We start from the raw sequence: 13,941 nt of genomic DNA, 5'->3' as shown, positions 1-13,941 counted from the left end.
CATTGTTGGCATGCATTGATGTGTGAAACGGATCAATGCGAGTGCGCAGGCGTGAGGCTCAAGCTGTAGTCGTTTGTGCAATTTCGTGCTGCGCAAACAGCACAGGCGGCATGGGGCAATCCAGCAGGTCTGCGATCGCCCGCATCAATTGCGCTTCCGCCACGGTGACCTTGCCGTCATGCTCCACGCAGCGAACCAGGGCGTTGAGCAGGGCGGGTTTTTCCTCAGGCATCAGGTGACGCAGGCGCTTGAGTGCCGCTTCGAGGTTTTCCAGTTCGCTCGGCAGTTCGTACCCGCGCTCGAACGGCAGGCCTTCCCAGGCGTATTCAAGGGCTGCTAAAGCGTCTTCAGGGGCTGGCTGGCCCGCGTTGGCCAGGGTGCCCAGCAGTACGGTGAGTTCATCGGCGCACTGGAACAAACCGAACTTGAATTGAACGGCGGGCGCGCCTTCGACGTTACGCTCGACGATGCGCAGAAGGGTCCACTCCAGCAAATCGATGTCGTTATCGGCTTCAATCAACAGGTTCAAGTTACGTTTCATCGCCGCAAAGGGTTTTTTGCCCAGCTGCTTGAGACTCGGTATCGCCAGATCCAGCAGCGGTAAACGCAACCCTGGGTTGAGGGTCGAGAGCGATTCGCGCAACAGGTTCAGGGTATTGAACACCGTGCTGTCGACTTGTGGCTGCAGTGTCTCGAGTTGCATCGCCAGCAGCGGCGCGGAAGGTGATAACAGCAGACCATAGAGCACGGCCTGGGCGCCGTCAGCACTGCGAGCCGCGAGTTTGAGCGCCTGCGGAATGTCTTCCAGCAACCGGCGAGCCTCGGTGATGTGCTCGGGCTGTGGGGAGCCGATCATCGCGATCGATGCCTGCACGGCGCTGACATCGTAGAGCACCGCTGTGGCGGCAGCGGGCAAGCCACTGAAGGCGTCAGACACCGGCACCACCGTTGCGGCGTCCATCGCAGCCAGTGCCGGTGCTTCGATGGTCGGGAAGCTGCCGTCCCAATGCGCATCAATGCGCCGGATGCGCTCACCCAGTTCAGGGTGGGTGGCCAGCAAGCCACCTATCGACACGCCCGCGCCAAAGTACAAATGACTGAATTCAGCGGCACGGATCGCCTTGATGTTCGAACCCTGCTCATACCCGCCGATCTTTTTCAACGCGCCGCTAATGCTTTGCGGGTTTCGGGTGAACTGCACCGCGGTCGCATCGGCCAGGAATTCTCGTTGTCGGCTGACGGATGCCTTGATCAGATTGCCAAAAAAGCTTCCGGCAAACCCGACCACACACAGCACCATACCCACGACGAAAGGCAGCAATATCAAGCGGCGGAGCGCCACTTGGTCGACTTTTTCCACCTTGCGCAAAATGTAACCGCCCGTCAGGCCCAACACCAGAATCCCGTGCACGATGGCGATAAGTCGGGTATTGAGGCGCATGTCGCCGTTGTAGATGTGGCTGAACTCGTGGGCGATCACGCCTTGCAACTCATCGCGCGAGAGCAGCGAGATCGCCCCCTGCGTGACGCCGATGACGGCGTCCTGAGGCGTGAAACCGGCGGCGAAGGCGTTAATGCCGGGTTCCGGCAGCAGGTACACCGACGGCACAGCGGTGCCCGAGGCGAGGGCCATTTCTTCAACTACGTTGAGCAGGCGCTGTTCTTCCAGGGTGTGTGCACTGTGGTTGATCAAGCGGCCCCCGAGTCGCCGGGCGACCACTTTACCGCCTGTGGCGAGCTCCGAATATTTCGCCACACTGCCCAGCAGCACAATGCTCAATACGACCGTCGAAACCACCGTGACGAGCCGCAAGTCCAGCGTCAGGTATTGCCGCAGGACGTAGGGGACTTCTTCCATTGGCAGGGTCAATGCCAAGCAGGTGATGGCGATCAGGCTGAACACGGCCAGGGTCATCAACAATACGAGCAGCACGGTGCGGCGCTTGGCCTGGCGCTGTTGTTCAAAAAAATTCATGGGTCCATCCGTGGATAAAGAGCGTCAAAAAGAGACTTTCGGAGCGTCCTGAATCACCGCGCTGTCGGCAAATTCCAGCAGGCTGGCGTCGGCGCCATGGCCGAAGGTGGCGGCCAGCAGCACGGCCGGGAAGCTCTGCTTAAGCGTGTTGTAGGCCATGACGGCATCGTTGAACGCCTGACGGGCGAACGCCACCTTGTTTTCGGTGCTGCTCAACTCTTCACTGAGCTGCTGCATGTTCTGCGAGCCCTTGAGATCGGGATAAGCCTCCATCGTTACGTTCAGGCGTCCCATGGCGCTATTGAGCGCACCATCCGCGAGGCTCAGTTGCGCGATGCTGCCTGCATCGCCCGGTTGTGCCCGGGCAGCCTGGAGTCCGGCCAGCGCGGTGTTGCGCGCGGCGATGACCGCTTCAAGGGTGCCGCGCTCGTGGGCCAGATAGCCCTTGGCGGTTTCCACCAGATTGGGGATCAGGTCGTAGCGACGCTTGAGCTGAACTTCAACCTGGGCGAAGGCATTCTTGAATTGGTTGCGGCGGGAGACCAAAGCGTTGAAGACGCCAATGGCATAGAGAATGAAGAGGGCCAGAATGACCAGAATAACGGCGCTGGAAGCTGCCATGTGATGTCCTTATCAGCGAGCGGGTGGGGGCGCGGGATGTTAGCTGAAATCAGCGGGTTTGGCTGCTGCCGGTCGCTCCGATTGATCCAGTGTTCGCGTTTTCGGCGTTGAGCATCAGTCATGTTCCCGGCAGCGGTGGCATCGAGCAGTCCGTGGGTGACAGATTTTCGAATGATTGGGCGTCACTGCGGTCCCAGATCGGGTACCACAAATTTACTGGAGGTTCATCGATGAACAGCAAGACCCTTATCGCCAGTCTCGCCCTTGTCGCAGGCATTGCGGGGATCAGCCCGATCGTTCAAGCGGATGACCCACCACAAAAAACCGTTCAGCCCGGGGTCAACAACACCCGGGAGTTAGTGGTCGGCGACCGCGCCCCGGACGTTTTCCAGCGCAGCGAAAAGGCCTTGAGCAACTGGAAGCAGAAAGGCCTGAAAGCCCCAAAGGCTCAGGCACAGTGGGTGCAGATCAACGACAAGTACATGATGGTGATGATTACCAACGGGACGATTATTGATATCACGCCAGTGGAGCGTTAAACCGTCGGAGGGCTATTCGCTGTGAGCGCGTAGGAGGCTTTCAGTGCCCAACCGATACTGATTATTCCCACTGCGCTTCGCCTCATACATCGCCAGATCCGCAATATGAATCAACCGGTCCATGCTCGGCGCATGGTCCGGGAACACCGCGACTCCCAGGCTGGTGCCGATGTGGCGCTGATCATTACCGATGGTCACCGGTGGCGACAGTTCGACGAAGATTTTCTGGCAGATGCTGCGGGCTTCGTCTTGCAGGCTGTTGCCTTGGGGCAGGCCTTGAAGGATGACCACAAATTCGTCGCCACCGATCCGGGCGACGGTATCGGTTGAACGCAGGATTTTCTTCAGGCGCGTGGCGGTGGTGATCAGTACCCGGTCGCCGGCGGCATGGCCGTAATGGTCGTTGATTGCCTTGAAACCATTGAGGTCGACAAATACCAGCGCAACCCTCGTCGCGCTGATGCGCGCCTGTTCCAGTGCTTCGGACAGACGCTCTTCGAGCACCAGGCGATTGGGCAGACCGGTCAGCGGGTCGAAGTGGGCCAGGTGCTGCAGGTAGCTGGCGGAGGCTTTTTCCTCGGTGATATCGCGTACCACGCCCATCATCTTGATCGTTGCATCGTGGTCGTTCTTGACCACATTGCCGGTTTCCCGAAGCCAGCGGATCGTGCCGTCGGGCCAGACCACCCGGTATTCCTCGTCATGGTTGTCGCCGGTTGCCAGGCAACGCAATTCCCCGGCCCGGACCTTGGCCCGGTCGTCCGGGTGAACACATGAGCAAAACAGCGCGTAGGAGGGCGTTACTTCGTCGATCTTGAAGCCAAACATGCCGTAGATCGCGTCCGACCAGTAGAGCTTGTCGGTGTCGACATCCCAGTCCCACGTACCGATGCGGGCGAAATACTGGCTGCGCTTGAAGCGTTCGGCGTCGCCATCCTGGCGGATATTTTGCCCATCCGTCAGGCTGGTGATCAGCACGCGATACTCGGCCAGCTGCTTTTGCAGCGAGCGCTCGCGACAGATCAACGCGACGATCAGGGCTAGCATCATTGAGCCGATGGTGGCGCTGGTCCAGTCCACATTCATTCAGGGGTTGCCATCATGGCGTATTGATCCGTGGGGTTAGGTGTTGCTTATGTTAGTTCACGGTTAATGCCAGAAACAGATCGAATCGGTTGCCAATCAGGCGCATTTCTGGGAAAACGGCGCCCATAACGCCTTTCAGGCAAACGAACACACGAGTGCATGCAATGAATGATGAGCTTCAGGTAATCGACATCCAGGTGGGCGACGGCAAAGCCGCCGTCAAAGGCGCGCTGATTACCACCCAATACCGCGGCTGGCTGGAAGACGGCCCAGAGTTCGATTCTTCCTACAGCCGGGGTAAACCGTTCCAGTGCGTGATTGGCACGGGTCGGGTGATCAAGGGGTGGGATCAGGGGATTATGGGCATGCAGGTCGGCGGCAAGCGCAAGTTGCTGGTGCCGGCGCATCTGGCCTACGGTGAACGGACCATGGGCAAGATCACGCCGAACTCGAACCTGATCTTTGAGATTGAATTGCTGGAAGTGCTGACGCGCGATGATTGATGCGTGAGTTGAAACTAGCTTTATGACGAGGGCAGCCCCCTCGTCATAATGTTCGTGCGTTCGAGGTCCCCGGCGGATCAGGTGAATACGTCAATATCGTCAAGCGTGTCCGCAATAATTCCTTCAAGGGAAGGGAATTTGTTTTTCACCTTTTCGAGTGTCGCCAGCACCGTTTTCTTATCCAGTTCGCCATGACGACGGGCGAGATGACCAAGAGCCGTGATGGCGGATGCTGCAACTGATTCGGTCTCACTTGCTAGGTATTTAAGGCAAGTGTTCTGAGCCCAGGTGTTGTCTGCTTCATTCAGACCGATGGAAATCAATGCGGCAGTAACATTCGTATCCACTCCGCTTGTAAGAAGCGTCGTCGCTTCATCATGGCTCATTGATGGATCTAGATAGACGCGGTGCCCATCGCCTGAAGGTGGGTTATGAATCCTCGGTATGCCTGTTTTGCGAGCCATGAGCGTCCTTGTTTCATCTTTTGAAAACGATGCGGACGCTATATCAAACGGCATTTGATAGATGTAGGACGAGTCTGAAACTCTATGAACTACTGGAAGTGCTGCCCCGCCACGATTAACCGCTAAGACTGAAAGGTTTCCCTGTAGGCATAAAGACCCGGTGTTCCACCGGTCATCACAAACAGCACATTGTCCCCGGAACGGAAGCGTCCTTGCCTGAGATCGGCCAACAGACCGGCAAACGCTTTGCCGGAGTACACCGGGTCGATCAACAGGCCTTCGGCGCGGGCCATCAGGCGCACGGCTTCCTGCATGGCTGGCGTCGGCAGGCCGTAACCGTCGCCCAACTGACTGCCGTCGATGGCGATCTCTTCAGCCTGCACAATGGCGCTACTGCCCAACAGCGCCAGTGCGTCCTGGGTCAATTGCCGGGTTCTGGCCGCTGACGTTTCTCGATCGGACAACACCGAATAGGACTTGACGATCGAGGTGCCTCGGCCCAGCAACTGGAAGCCCGCCGCGAGCCCGGCGTGGGTGCCGGCACTGCCGTTGGGCACTACGACTTGATTGAAGGTGAGGCCGAGTTCCGTCTCCTGTTGCGCGATCTCCGCCGCGCAGCGTGCATAACCGAGACTGCCCAGCGGCGTTGAACCACCCGTGGGAATCACCAGCACATTGCGCCCCGAATCCCGAAGTTGCGTGGCCCGTATTTCGGCCACGGCGAGTGAGGCGCTGCCACCGGCAAGCACCTGTAGGTTTGCGCCAAACAATTGGTCGAGTAGAACGTTGCCGTTGAGTTCGTAATCCACATCGGTTTTGGGAACCGCGCGGGTCAGGATCAGTTCGCAGGCAAGGTCCAGGCGAGAACACACCGCGGCGGTCAGGCGCGCATGGTTGGACTGAATGCCGCCCACGGTGATCACCGTGTCGACTCCGGCCGCCAGCGCTGCGCCGATATGGAATTCGAGTTTGCGCAGTTTGTTACCGCCACCGCCAATCAGCATATGATCGTCGCGCTTGAGAAACAGGCCGATTCCCTGCGACTTCAAGCCCAGCAGTTGTTCGAGGCGTTCGGCGCGTTGAATGGGCGTGGGGCCTAGCAGAAGGTCTGCCCGCGCAAAAGAACTCAGTGACGTGTCCAGTAGTAGGGTTTGCATCAATGGAGCCTCGTTGTTCACTTTAATTAAGTGACTCTAGGGAGAAAGCCCTTCGTGATAAACGCATTGCCGGTTATTACTCCTTTAACCTGATGTACTTAATCAAGCGTTCCGTTTCCTCCCTTCACAAGGCATGGTCATGAGCAAACTCAGGCAAATGGAAGTTTTCGTCGCCGTGGTCGAGGCGGGTAGCTTCGCCGACGCGGCCAGTGACGTCGGGATGTCGGCGGTCATGGTGGGACGGCATATCCAGAGCCTGGAGAAAACCCTCAATACCAAACTGATTCAACGCACCACGCGACGCCAGTCCATCACCGGCGAAGGGCAGTTGTTTTATGAAGAAGCCAGGCGGGCGCTGGAGCAGGTGAAGTACGCGTTCAGCCGGGTGGAGGCGTCGAGCCCGGAGCCCAGCGGCCTGTTGCGAATCACCGCGCCGATGGCCCTCGGCGTGGCATTGGTCGGTCCTCTGGTGTCGGAGTTCATGCAGTGTTATCCGCAGATCCAGGTCGAGCTGATTCTGAGCAACGAAGTGGTGGACCTGTACGAGACGTCATTCGATCTGGCGTTCAGGATTTCCGAACTGATCGGCGTGAACCTGCTGGCCAAGCCGTTGCCACCGTATCGAATGGTGATCTGCGCATCGCCCCGGTATCTGGAGAAATGGCAGGAACCCCAATCCCCCGAGGACCTGCACCGACACAGAATCCTCACCCACACGTCCTGGAACAACCGGTTTGCCTGGCCTTTGCAAAACGGCGCTAGCGAGGTTCCCTGGCCTGAAGGGGCGGTGCTGAAAAGCAATGACGGCCAAGTTCTGCTGCAGGCCGCCGTGGCCGGAGAGGGGATTTTGATGCAGCCCGACTTCCTGGTGTCAGCCGCCTTGGCCAAAGGCGAACTCGTGCGGATCCTGGACGCCTATGCTCCACCGCCCAAGCCGGTACAGATGGTGTATCCACGCTCGCGTAAATCACTGCCCAAGTTGAAAGCCTTTATCGATTTTGTTGTGCAGCGACTGGCGTGACTGTTGCGGATGCGGATTTTTTAGCGGGGTTTCGATAGACCCTCGCTGATTGTCGTCTTGCCAGTTCTACCGGGATCAGTGACTATGTGCGCCATATAGGGGTAGGGGGTATAGGTATGGCGCACATCCACGAACACAAAGATGACTTGCTCAACCGGGTTCGGCGAATTTCAGGTCAGGTGCAGGCCATAGAGCGGGCGCTTGAGTCCGACGCCGATTGTGCGAAGACCTTGCATCTGGTTGCGGCTGTCCGCGGTGCGGTTAACGGTTTGATGGATCAGTTCATCGACGCCCACGCCCGTGAACATGTCGCACGTCCTGGCCTCAGCGACGAAGAGCGCGCCGAAGGCCTGGAAGAGTTGCTGCAAGCCATTCGCCGTTACTCGAAATAGAGATCCGGACACATGACACAAACGCCGCAAGCTTCGAATTTTTCTCACGACCACATGTTTCTCGCCGCCTCCCATGATGAAAACGCCCGCCGCACTTTGTGGGTGGTGGCGCTGACCTTCGTCATGATGATTGGCGAGATTACTGCCGGTTACATCACCGGCTCCATGGCACTGCTGGCCGATGGTTTTCACATGGCGACCCATGCCGGTGCCTTGGGCATTGCGGCGGCGGCGTACGGTTTTGCCCGACGCAATGCCAACAATGCCCGTTACAGCTTCGGTACCGGCAAGGTCGGTGACCTGGCCGGTTTTGCCTCGGCCATGGTGTTGGGGCTGGTGTCGCTCGGTATCGCCGGTGAATCCATCTTGCGACTGTTTCAGCCGACCACCGTGGCCTTTTCGGAGGCGACGATGATTGCGGTGGTGGGGCTCGCGGTAAACATCGTCAGTGCGTTTTTGCTGGCGGGCAATCATGGGCATCACGGCCATGATCATGGCCACGGACATCACCACCATCACGACAACAACCTGCGCTCAGCGTATGTCCATGTGCTCGCCGACGCCTTGACTTCGGTGCTGGCCATTGCCGCTTTGCTGGCCGGCCGTTACCTCGGTTGGGTCTGGCTGGACCCGGTGATGGGCATCGTCGGCGCCATTGTCATCGCCAAGTGGGCCTATGGCCTGATGCGCACCAGTGCTGCGGTGCTGCTCGACACCACCGATGAGCACGTGGCCGCTGAAATTCGTGAACTGCTGGAGTCGTCGGGTGACGTGCACATCAGCGACCTTCACGTCTGGCAGGTCGGGCCTGAGGCGCGGGCAGCGATTGTCAGCGTAGTGGCGGCAGCGGGAGTGAGTGCCGATAACGTTCGCGAACGTCTGGCGCCGGTTCATGAGTTGTCTCACTTGACCGTCGAGTATCGCAACGCTTGATGCCTCAGGGGCAATCGCTGAAGAGCGGAATGCGGCCGTTGAGAGAAGGGCGGTAGTGCCATTCCAATTGGTCTAGCGCAGGTTTCATTGCCAGAATCTCCCTCAATGTGGCGCTGGCAATACTCAACGCCAACAACTGTCCCGGGAATTGATGCCGATCAGCCCGGCGGTGGCTTCATAGGACTGGGAACTCAGCAGTCGGTTTGCCGTTGAACTGCCGGTTCAGCTATCGGCAGCACAACCCGCGTCCACCGAGACCAGACGCCGCGCGATCGCCAGTTCTGCGCCTTAGCGACTGGCCGAGGCCATCAGCACTCCGAAACCGGCGAAGGTCACGCCCGAGACTTTCGCCGCCAGCCAGGAACCCTTCGGGCTGGACAACCAGCCTTTGGCAGCATTGGCGAGCAAGGCATAGCTGCCATGCACCAGAATCACCAGTACGGCGTAGGAGGCCACCAACTTGAAGAACTGGGTGGAGAAGTGCGCCGAGGTGTCGATGAATTGCGGAAACACCGCCAGAAAGAAAAACACAGCCTTGGGGTTCAAAAACTGGAGCGAAGCCGCTTCAAGGAAGCGATAGCCCGGGCTTGAGGGGCGTGTTTCAAGCAACGAGCTTAAACAATCCGAACCCCAGCTTTTGTAACCCAGGTACAACAGATAGGCCGCCCCGGCATATTTCAATGCGGTGAAGGCGTTCGCGGAGGTGCTGAGGATCAGGCCGACACTGGTGGCGCTAATGGCGGCGACGATAAACGCTCCCGATGCGATCCCCAGAATGCCCGGCACGGCCCCCGTCCAGCCGTGGCGTACTGCGTTGGACAGGGTCAGGACCACGCCAGGCCCTGGACTCAAAATGGTCAAGGTGGCGAAAAGCAGAAAGAGTCCGTAGCTGTTCATGTCTTGCTCCGTCAGTTGGCGCAGGCTGCGTGCGGGCAGATTGGCGTGGCGACGTGAGCGTGACAAACGCTTTAATTGCGCTTCATATGTGACTAAATTAGACGCATGACAAATCCACTACCGCCGCTTAATGCTGTTCGCGCCTTCGCCGTTGCTGCTCGCCATCAGAGTTTCAGCCTGGCGGCCGAAGAGCTGCATGTCAGTCACAGTGCCGTCAGCCGGCATATCAAATTGCTTGAGGAACACCTGGGCGTGCTGTTGTTCGAGCGGCGTGTCCGTCAATCGGTGCTGACGCCGGCCGGCCAGCGTTTTTATGAGCAGGTCAGCGCCGGGCTGGCGCAGATTGCCAACGCCGCCGCCGCGCTCAAGCAACATGCCTCGCTGCCAACCGTGAAGATCAATGTCCGTCCGTCCTTTGCGATGCTTTGGCTGATGCCCAGGCTGGAGGATTTCATTGCGCGGCACCCGGACATCAAACCGCAAGTGATTACCCAAACCCAGGCACCGGATCATGCACGCGACGGGTTCGACATCGTCATTCGCCGTGGTCGTGACGACTGGGCGCCGGCGATAGAGGCTCGAGTGCTTTTCGAAGACGAACTGTTGCTGGTCGCGGCACCCTCGCTGATCGAGCGCATGGCCCTTGAAGACCTCGCGTCCCTGAGCCAGCACACGTTACTGACCGCCAAGGCGCGTCGCGAAGACTGGCACAATTGGGCCCTGCATTTTGGTCAAGGCCAGTCAGCCACTCAGGTCACCCGGCAGTTTGACAACATGCATTTGGTGCTTGAGGCCGCCGTGGAAGGACAGGGCATTGCCTTGTGCCCGACCTCTTTGCTGGGCACCCACCTCTCGAGCGGTCGCCTGATTTGCCCGTTGCCCGAATTGCGGATGCCGTTGCCGCGTTATTACTACGGCGTTGCGCCGGACGTGACGGCGCAGACACGGGTGTTTGTGGAGTGGTTGTTTGCCCGCATTGCTGAGGATGAGCACACACCAGCAGGTTCTCAAAATTATCGGGCGTTATAAAAAGTAGCGCCTTCAGGAATGTTTTTATTGACGAAGGACATGGCCCCGATAGTAACGTTATCGCCAATTGAGAGGGTGTCGGCGATGATGCAACTATTTGCCCCAATACTTACGTTATCACCGATCTTGAGTTCATATTCAGGTAACCCCATGGTTTTTATGCCAATGGTGGTATTTTGACGGATAAAGAAATTTCGGCCGATCTGAACATGGCCAGTGATGACGATCCCAGGCAAATGGCCGATACGAAAGCCGGGCCCTATTTTGGCATCAATACTTATATCAACCCCGTACTTTAGATTGATCTTCCTTTCCAATCGTTTCGCATAAACGTGGAACAAACCTTTTCGAGCATTTAAATACTGCGCAAGTCTAAATACAAACAAGTACCTGAGCGTGTTGTTCTTTCTGGTTCGTTTAATAATGTTGGTTATCAGGCCGATGCGACTTCCCGGTTTTTTCTTGTTTGAAACTTCCGACTTCCAATGCATCGTCAAAGTTTCTAAATTCACGGCGCAGCCCTTAGCCTTACGGCTCTGAAAAATGGGTGAGTTTAACAAGTGAGCTATGGAATGGGTACGGACCCTGAATTGCCTTTCTTTTGGCAATAAAAACCCACCCATCGCCAATGCGATGGGTGGGTTATATGCCGCTTGGGCCCAGGCCCCGTCAAATCAAACCTTGACGATCCAACCCGCTGGCGCTTCGATGTCGCCGGTCTGTACGCCCGTCAGCTCTTTGTAGAGCTTCTGGGTGACCGGGCCGACGTCGGTTTCGCTATGGAACACGTGCAGGTGGTCGTTGTAGCTGATGCCGCCGATCGGTGTGATCACCGCAGCAGTACCGCAAGCGCCGGCTTCCTTGAAGTCGGACAGCTTGTCGATGAACACGTCGCCTTCGATCACTTCCAGGCCCAGACGCGATTTTGCCAGTTCGATCAACGACAGACGGGTGATGCCCGGCAGGACCGACGGCGAGTTCGGGGTCACGAACTTGTTGTCGTGGGTGATCCCGAAGAAGTTGGCCGAACCGACTTCTTCGATTTTGGTGTGGGTCATCGGGTCCAGGTAGATGCAGTCGGCGAAGTGGGCTTTCTTGGCCTGGGAACCTGGCATCAGGCTGGCCGCGTAGTTACCACCGACCTTGGCTGCACCGGTGCCTTGTGGGGCGGCGCGGTCGTAGCTGGAGATCAGGAAGTTGTGCGGGGTCAGGCCGCCCTTGAAATAGGCACCGACCGGAATGCAGAAAATCGAGAAGATGAACTCGGGGGCGGTACGCACGCCGATGTTATCACCCACGCCGATCACGAACGGGCGCAGGTACAGCGCGCCGCCGGTGCCGTAAGGCGGGATGAAACGCTCGTTGGCGCGGACCACTTCCTTACACGCTTCGACGAACTGTTCGGTGGACACCTGTGGCATCAGCAGGCGCGCGCAGCTGCGTTGCATGCGTGCGGCGTTCTGGTCCGGGCGGAACAGGTTGATCGAACCGTCCTTGCAGCGATAGGCCTTCAGCCCTTCGAAGCATTGCTGGCCATAGTGAAGGGCAGTGGAACCTTCGCTGATGTGCAGCACATTGTCTTCGGTCAGGGTGCCTTTGTCCCACTCGCCATTACGCCAGTGCGACAGATAGCGCTTGTCTGTCTTGATGTAGTCAAAACCCAACTTGTCCCAATTGATGCTTTCGTTACCCATGACACCCTCTATCACTTAACAACCGCCGAAACGGTTCAAGGCTTCTGACGTTTTTCTGGATGGGGACAACAATACTTCATTCCGGGCCTAAATCGCAGCCCGGAATGCGTTCCTTTGATCGTTCGAAATCCTGTGGCGAGGGAGCTTGCTCCCGCTGGGCGGCGAAGCGGCCCCATGCTGACTTCCAGATACACCGCATTGTCTGGATTTACGGCCAAGCTCCCTCGCCACAGTGGATTGCGATTACAGGTGCAGAGCATGCCCCAAGGCACGCAACGCCGCTTCTTGAACAGCTTCGCCCAAGGTCGGATGCGCATGGATGGTGCCGGCAATGTCTTCCAGTCGTGCGCCCATTTCCAGGCTCTGACCGAACGCCGTCGACAATTCCGACACGCCCACGCCGACCGCCTGCCAGCCGACAATCACATGATTGTCACGCCGCGCCACGACCCGCACGAAGCCGCTTTTCGATTCCAGCGTCATCGCCCGGCCATTGGCCGCAAACGGGAAGCTGGAAACGATGCAGTCCAGACCCGCCGCCTTGACGTCGTCCGGGGTCTTGCCGACAACGACCAGTTCCGGGTCGGTAAAGCACACGGCGGCGATGGCAGTCGGGTTGAACTCGCGGGATTTACCGCTGATCAGTTCGGCCACCATCTCGCCCTGGGCCATGGCCCGGTGCGCGAGCATCGGTTCGCCGCTCACGTCGCCGATGGCGTACACGTTACGCATGCTGGTCTGGCAGCGGTTGTCGATCTTGATCGCCGAGCCGTTCATGTCCAGGTTCAAACCTTCGAGGTTCCAGCCTTGGGTGTTCGGTTTGCGGCCAACGGCCACCAGCACCTGATCGGTTTCCAGGTTCAGGGTGTCACCGTTCGGGTCAAGAACTTGCAGTGTATTGTTAATAGAATCAAAGCCTTGGACGCTGTGCTTCAAGTAAAGCTTTATGCCGAGCTTTTTCAGTTCGTCATGCACAGACTGCGTCAGTTCGGCATCGTAGGCCGGCAGGATGCGATCCTGGGCCTCGACCACGCTGACCTCGGCACCGAGTTTGCGATAGGCAATCCCCAGCTCCAGACCGATGTAACCGCCACCGACCACGATCAGCCGTTTCGGCACGGACGTCGGCGCCAGGGCTTCGGTGGAGGAAATGATCGGCCCGCCAATTGGCAGCATCGGCAGGTTCACGCTTTTCGAGCCGGTGGCCAGCACCAGGTGCTCGCACTGAATGCGCGTGTCGCCGACTTCTACGGTTTTACCATCAATGACTTTCGCAAAACCTTGAATAACCTGGATTTTGTTCTTTTTCAGCAGCGCCGACACGCCGGTGGTCAGGCGATCGACGATGCCGTCCTTCCACTCGACACTCTTGCTGATATCGAGCGTCGGCGCCGACACGCTGATGCCCAGCGCCGAGTGCTGGCTGTGGTGCTGCGTCTGGTGAAACTGTTCGGCGACGTGGATCAACGCCTTGGACGGAATGCAGCCGATGTTCAGGCAAGTACCGCCCAGTGATTCGCCTTCCACCAGAATGGTCGAGATGCCCAACTGACCGGCACGAATCGCCGTCACATAACCGCCGGGGCCGCCGCCAATGATCAATAGCGTGGTGTTCAAAGTCTGTTGCATG

The 13,941-nt window shown here is 58.3% G+C and carries 15 protein-coding genes and 1 pseudogene; 6 read left to right on the top strand and 10 right to left on the bottom strand.

Annotated features, from left to right (window positions below; translation table 11 throughout):
• Positions 1-58 precede the first annotated feature (58 nt).
• Together QF010_RS21310 and QF010_RS21305 are read right to left on the bottom strand one after the other, a co-directional pair.
• Positions 59-1,975, bottom strand: a complete 1,917-nt coding sequence (locus tag QF010_RS21310) for a M48 family metallopeptidase (protein WP_429533886.1) — start codon at positions 1,973-1,975, stop codon at positions 59-61.
• Positions 1,976-1,999: 24 nt separating this feature from the next.
• Positions 2,000-2,596, bottom strand: coding sequence for a LemA family protein (locus QF010_RS21305; RefSeq protein WP_429533885.1), 597 nt, complete (start codon positions 2,594-2,596; stop codon positions 2,000-2,002).
• A 230-nt stretch (positions 2,597-2,826) separates the two neighbouring features.
• Between QF010_RS21305 and QF010_RS21300 the strand changes: the two genes are divergently transcribed.
• The gene (locus QF010_RS21300) at positions 2,827-3,135 is read left to right on the top strand and encodes an RcnB family protein (RefSeq protein ID WP_429533884.1); all 309 of its coding nucleotides are present in this window, start codon (positions 2,827-2,829) and stop codon (positions 3,133-3,135) included.
• Positions 3,136-3,147: 12 nt separating this feature from the next.
• Here the strand turns inward: QF010_RS21300 and QF010_RS21295 are convergent, their stop codons facing one another.
• Positions 3,148-4,221 (bottom strand): diguanylate cyclase domain-containing protein, encoded by a 1,074-nt coding sequence (locus tag QF010_RS21295; RefSeq protein ID WP_429533883.1) that lies wholly within the window; start codon positions 4,219-4,221, stop codon positions 3,148-3,150.
• A 164-nt stretch (positions 4,222-4,385) separates the two neighbouring features.
• Here QF010_RS21295 and QF010_RS21290 point away from each other — a divergent pair, with 164 nt between their 5' ends.
• Entirely contained in the window at positions 4,386-4,724 is a 339-nt protein-coding gene (locus QF010_RS21290) for an FKBP-type peptidyl-prolyl cis-trans isomerase (RefSeq protein ID WP_429533882.1), read from the top strand.
• Positions 4,725-4,801: 77 nt separating this feature from the next.
• Here the strand turns inward: QF010_RS21290 and QF010_RS21285 are convergent, their stop codons facing one another.
• A complete protein-coding gene (locus QF010_RS21285; RefSeq protein ID WP_429533881.1) occupies positions 4,802-5,110 on the bottom strand; it encodes a hypothetical protein in 309 nt (102 codons plus the stop codon).
• Positions 5,111-5,310: 200 nt separating this feature from the next.
• Positions 5,311-6,345: a D-cysteine desulfhydrase family protein gene (locus QF010_RS21280; protein ID WP_429533880.1), complete on the bottom strand. Its 1,035-nt coding sequence runs from the start codon at positions 6,343-6,345 to the stop codon at positions 5,311-5,313.
• Between the two features lie 139 nt (positions 6,346-6,484).
• Between QF010_RS21280 and QF010_RS21275 the strand changes: the two genes are divergently transcribed.
• The 3 genes from QF010_RS21275 (at position 6,485) to dmeF (ending at position 8,691) form a co-directional block, all read left to right on the top strand.
• Positions 6,485-7,366, top strand: a complete 882-nt coding sequence (locus tag QF010_RS21275; RefSeq protein ID WP_429533879.1) for a LysR substrate-binding domain-containing protein — start codon at positions 6,485-6,487, stop codon at positions 7,364-7,366.
• 116 nt (positions 7,367-7,482) lie between these two features.
• The gene (locus QF010_RS21270) at positions 7,483-7,758 is read left to right on the top strand and encodes a metal/formaldehyde-sensitive transcriptional repressor (RefSeq protein WP_033054491.1); all 276 of its coding nucleotides are present in this window, start codon (positions 7,483-7,485) and stop codon (positions 7,756-7,758) included.
• Positions 7,759-7,770: 12 nt separating this feature from the next.
• Positions 7,771-8,691 (top strand): CDF family Co(II)/Ni(II) efflux transporter DmeF, encoded by a 921-nt coding sequence (dmeF, locus tag QF010_RS21265; RefSeq protein ID WP_033054492.1) that lies wholly within the window; start codon positions 7,771-7,773, stop codon positions 8,689-8,691.
• A gap of 4 nt (positions 8,692-8,695) precedes the next feature.
• Here the strand turns inward: dmeF and QF010_RS21260 are convergent.
• Together QF010_RS21260 and QF010_RS21255 are read right to left on the bottom strand one after the other, a co-directional pair.
• Positions 8,696-8,854: pseudogene (locus tag QF010_RS21260) on the bottom strand (cytochrome P450); the annotation flags it as partial.
• Between the two features lie 125 nt (positions 8,855-8,979).
• Positions 8,980-9,588 carry a LysE family translocator gene (locus QF010_RS21255; protein WP_429533878.1) on the bottom strand — a complete coding sequence of 203 codons (609 nt, stop codon included), beginning with the start codon at positions 9,586-9,588 and terminating at the stop codon, positions 8,980-8,982.
• Between the two features lie 105 nt (positions 9,589-9,693).
• Here QF010_RS21255 and QF010_RS21250 point away from each other — a divergent pair, with 105 nt between their 5' ends.
• Complete coding sequence (locus QF010_RS21250; protein WP_050482763.1) at positions 9,694-10,617, top strand: LysR substrate-binding domain-containing protein; 924 nt, start codon at positions 9,694-9,696, stop codon at positions 10,615-10,617.
• Here the strand turns inward: QF010_RS21250 and QF010_RS21245 are convergent.
• The 3 genes from QF010_RS21245 to lpdA form a co-directional block, all read right to left on the bottom strand.
• Positions 10,602-11,129, bottom strand: a complete 528-nt coding sequence (locus tag QF010_RS21245; protein WP_033055193.1) for a serine acetyltransferase — start codon at positions 11,127-11,129, stop codon at positions 10,602-10,604. The two genes, QF010_RS21250 and QF010_RS21245, sit on opposite strands and share 16 nt — an antisense overlap.
• Before the next feature lie 162 nt (positions 11,130-11,291).
• On the bottom strand, positions 11,292-12,311 hold the full coding sequence (locus tag QF010_RS21240) for a branched-chain amino acid aminotransferase (protein WP_429510187.1): 1,020 nt from the start codon (positions 12,309-12,311) through the stop codon (positions 11,292-11,294).
• A gap of 243 nt (positions 12,312-12,554) precedes the next feature.
• Positions 12,555-13,940, bottom strand: a complete 1,386-nt coding sequence (gene lpdA / locus QF010_RS21235) for a dihydrolipoyl dehydrogenase (protein ID WP_429533877.1) — start codon at positions 13,938-13,940, stop codon at positions 12,555-12,557.
• Between the last annotated feature and the right edge of the window lies 1 nt (position 13,941).

The sequence above is a fragment of the Pseudomonas silensiensis genome, assembly GCF_050434865.1.
Classification (GTDB): Bacteria; Pseudomonadota; Gammaproteobacteria; order Pseudomonadales; family Pseudomonadaceae; genus Aquipseudomonas; species Aquipseudomonas fluorescens_W.
Note: the sequence above shows the minus strand (reverse complement) of the source record. Positions and strands in the feature narration are given on the sequence as shown.

Excerpts from the sequence above, each read along its gene's own strand:
- lpdA (WP_429533877.1), bottom strand. The coding sequence starts at position 13,940 with ATGCAACAGACTTTGAACACCACGCTATTGATCATTGGCGGCGGCCCC.
- dmeF (WP_033054492.1), top strand. The coding sequence starts at position 7,771 with ATGACACAAACGCCGCAAGCTTCGAATTTTTCTCACGACCACATGTTT.
- QF010_RS21300 (WP_429533884.1), top strand. The coding sequence starts at position 2,827 with ATGAACAGCAAGACCCTTATCGCCAGTCTCGCCCTTGTCGCAGGCATT.
- QF010_RS21275 (WP_429533879.1), top strand. The coding sequence starts at position 6,485 with ATGAGCAAACTCAGGCAAATGGAAGTTTTCGTCGCCGTGGTCGAGGCG.
- QF010_RS21295 (WP_429533883.1), bottom strand. The coding sequence starts at position 4,221 with ATGAATGTGGACTGGACCAGCGCCACCATCGGCTCAATGATGCTAGCC.
- QF010_RS21305 (WP_429533885.1), bottom strand. The coding sequence starts at position 2,596 with ATGGCAGCTTCCAGCGCCGTTATTCTGGTCATTCTGGCCCTCTTCATT.
- QF010_RS21240 (WP_429510187.1), bottom strand. The coding sequence starts at position 12,311 with ATGGGTAACGAAAGCATCAATTGGGACAAGTTGGGTTTTGACTACATC.
- QF010_RS21310 (WP_429533886.1), bottom strand. The coding sequence starts at position 1,975 with ATGAATTTTTTTGAACAACAGCGCCAGGCCAAGCGCCGCACCGTGCTG.
- QF010_RS21255 (WP_429533878.1), bottom strand. The coding sequence starts at position 9,588 with ATGAACAGCTACGGACTCTTTCTGCTTTTCGCCACCTTGACCATTTTG.
- QF010_RS21285 (WP_429533881.1), bottom strand. The coding sequence starts at position 5,110 with ATGAGCCATGATGAAGCGACGACGCTTCTTACAAGCGGAGTGGATACG.
- QF010_RS21290 (WP_429533882.1), top strand. The coding sequence starts at position 4,386 with ATGAATGATGAGCTTCAGGTAATCGACATCCAGGTGGGCGACGGCAAA.
- QF010_RS21250 (WP_050482763.1), top strand. The coding sequence starts at position 9,694 with ATGACAAATCCACTACCGCCGCTTAATGCTGTTCGCGCCTTCGCCGTT.
- QF010_RS21270 (WP_033054491.1), top strand. The coding sequence starts at position 7,483 with ATGGCGCACATCCACGAACACAAAGATGACTTGCTCAACCGGGTTCGG.
- QF010_RS21280 (WP_429533880.1), bottom strand. The coding sequence starts at position 6,345 with ATGCAAACCCTACTACTGGACACGTCACTGAGTTCTTTTGCGCGGGCA.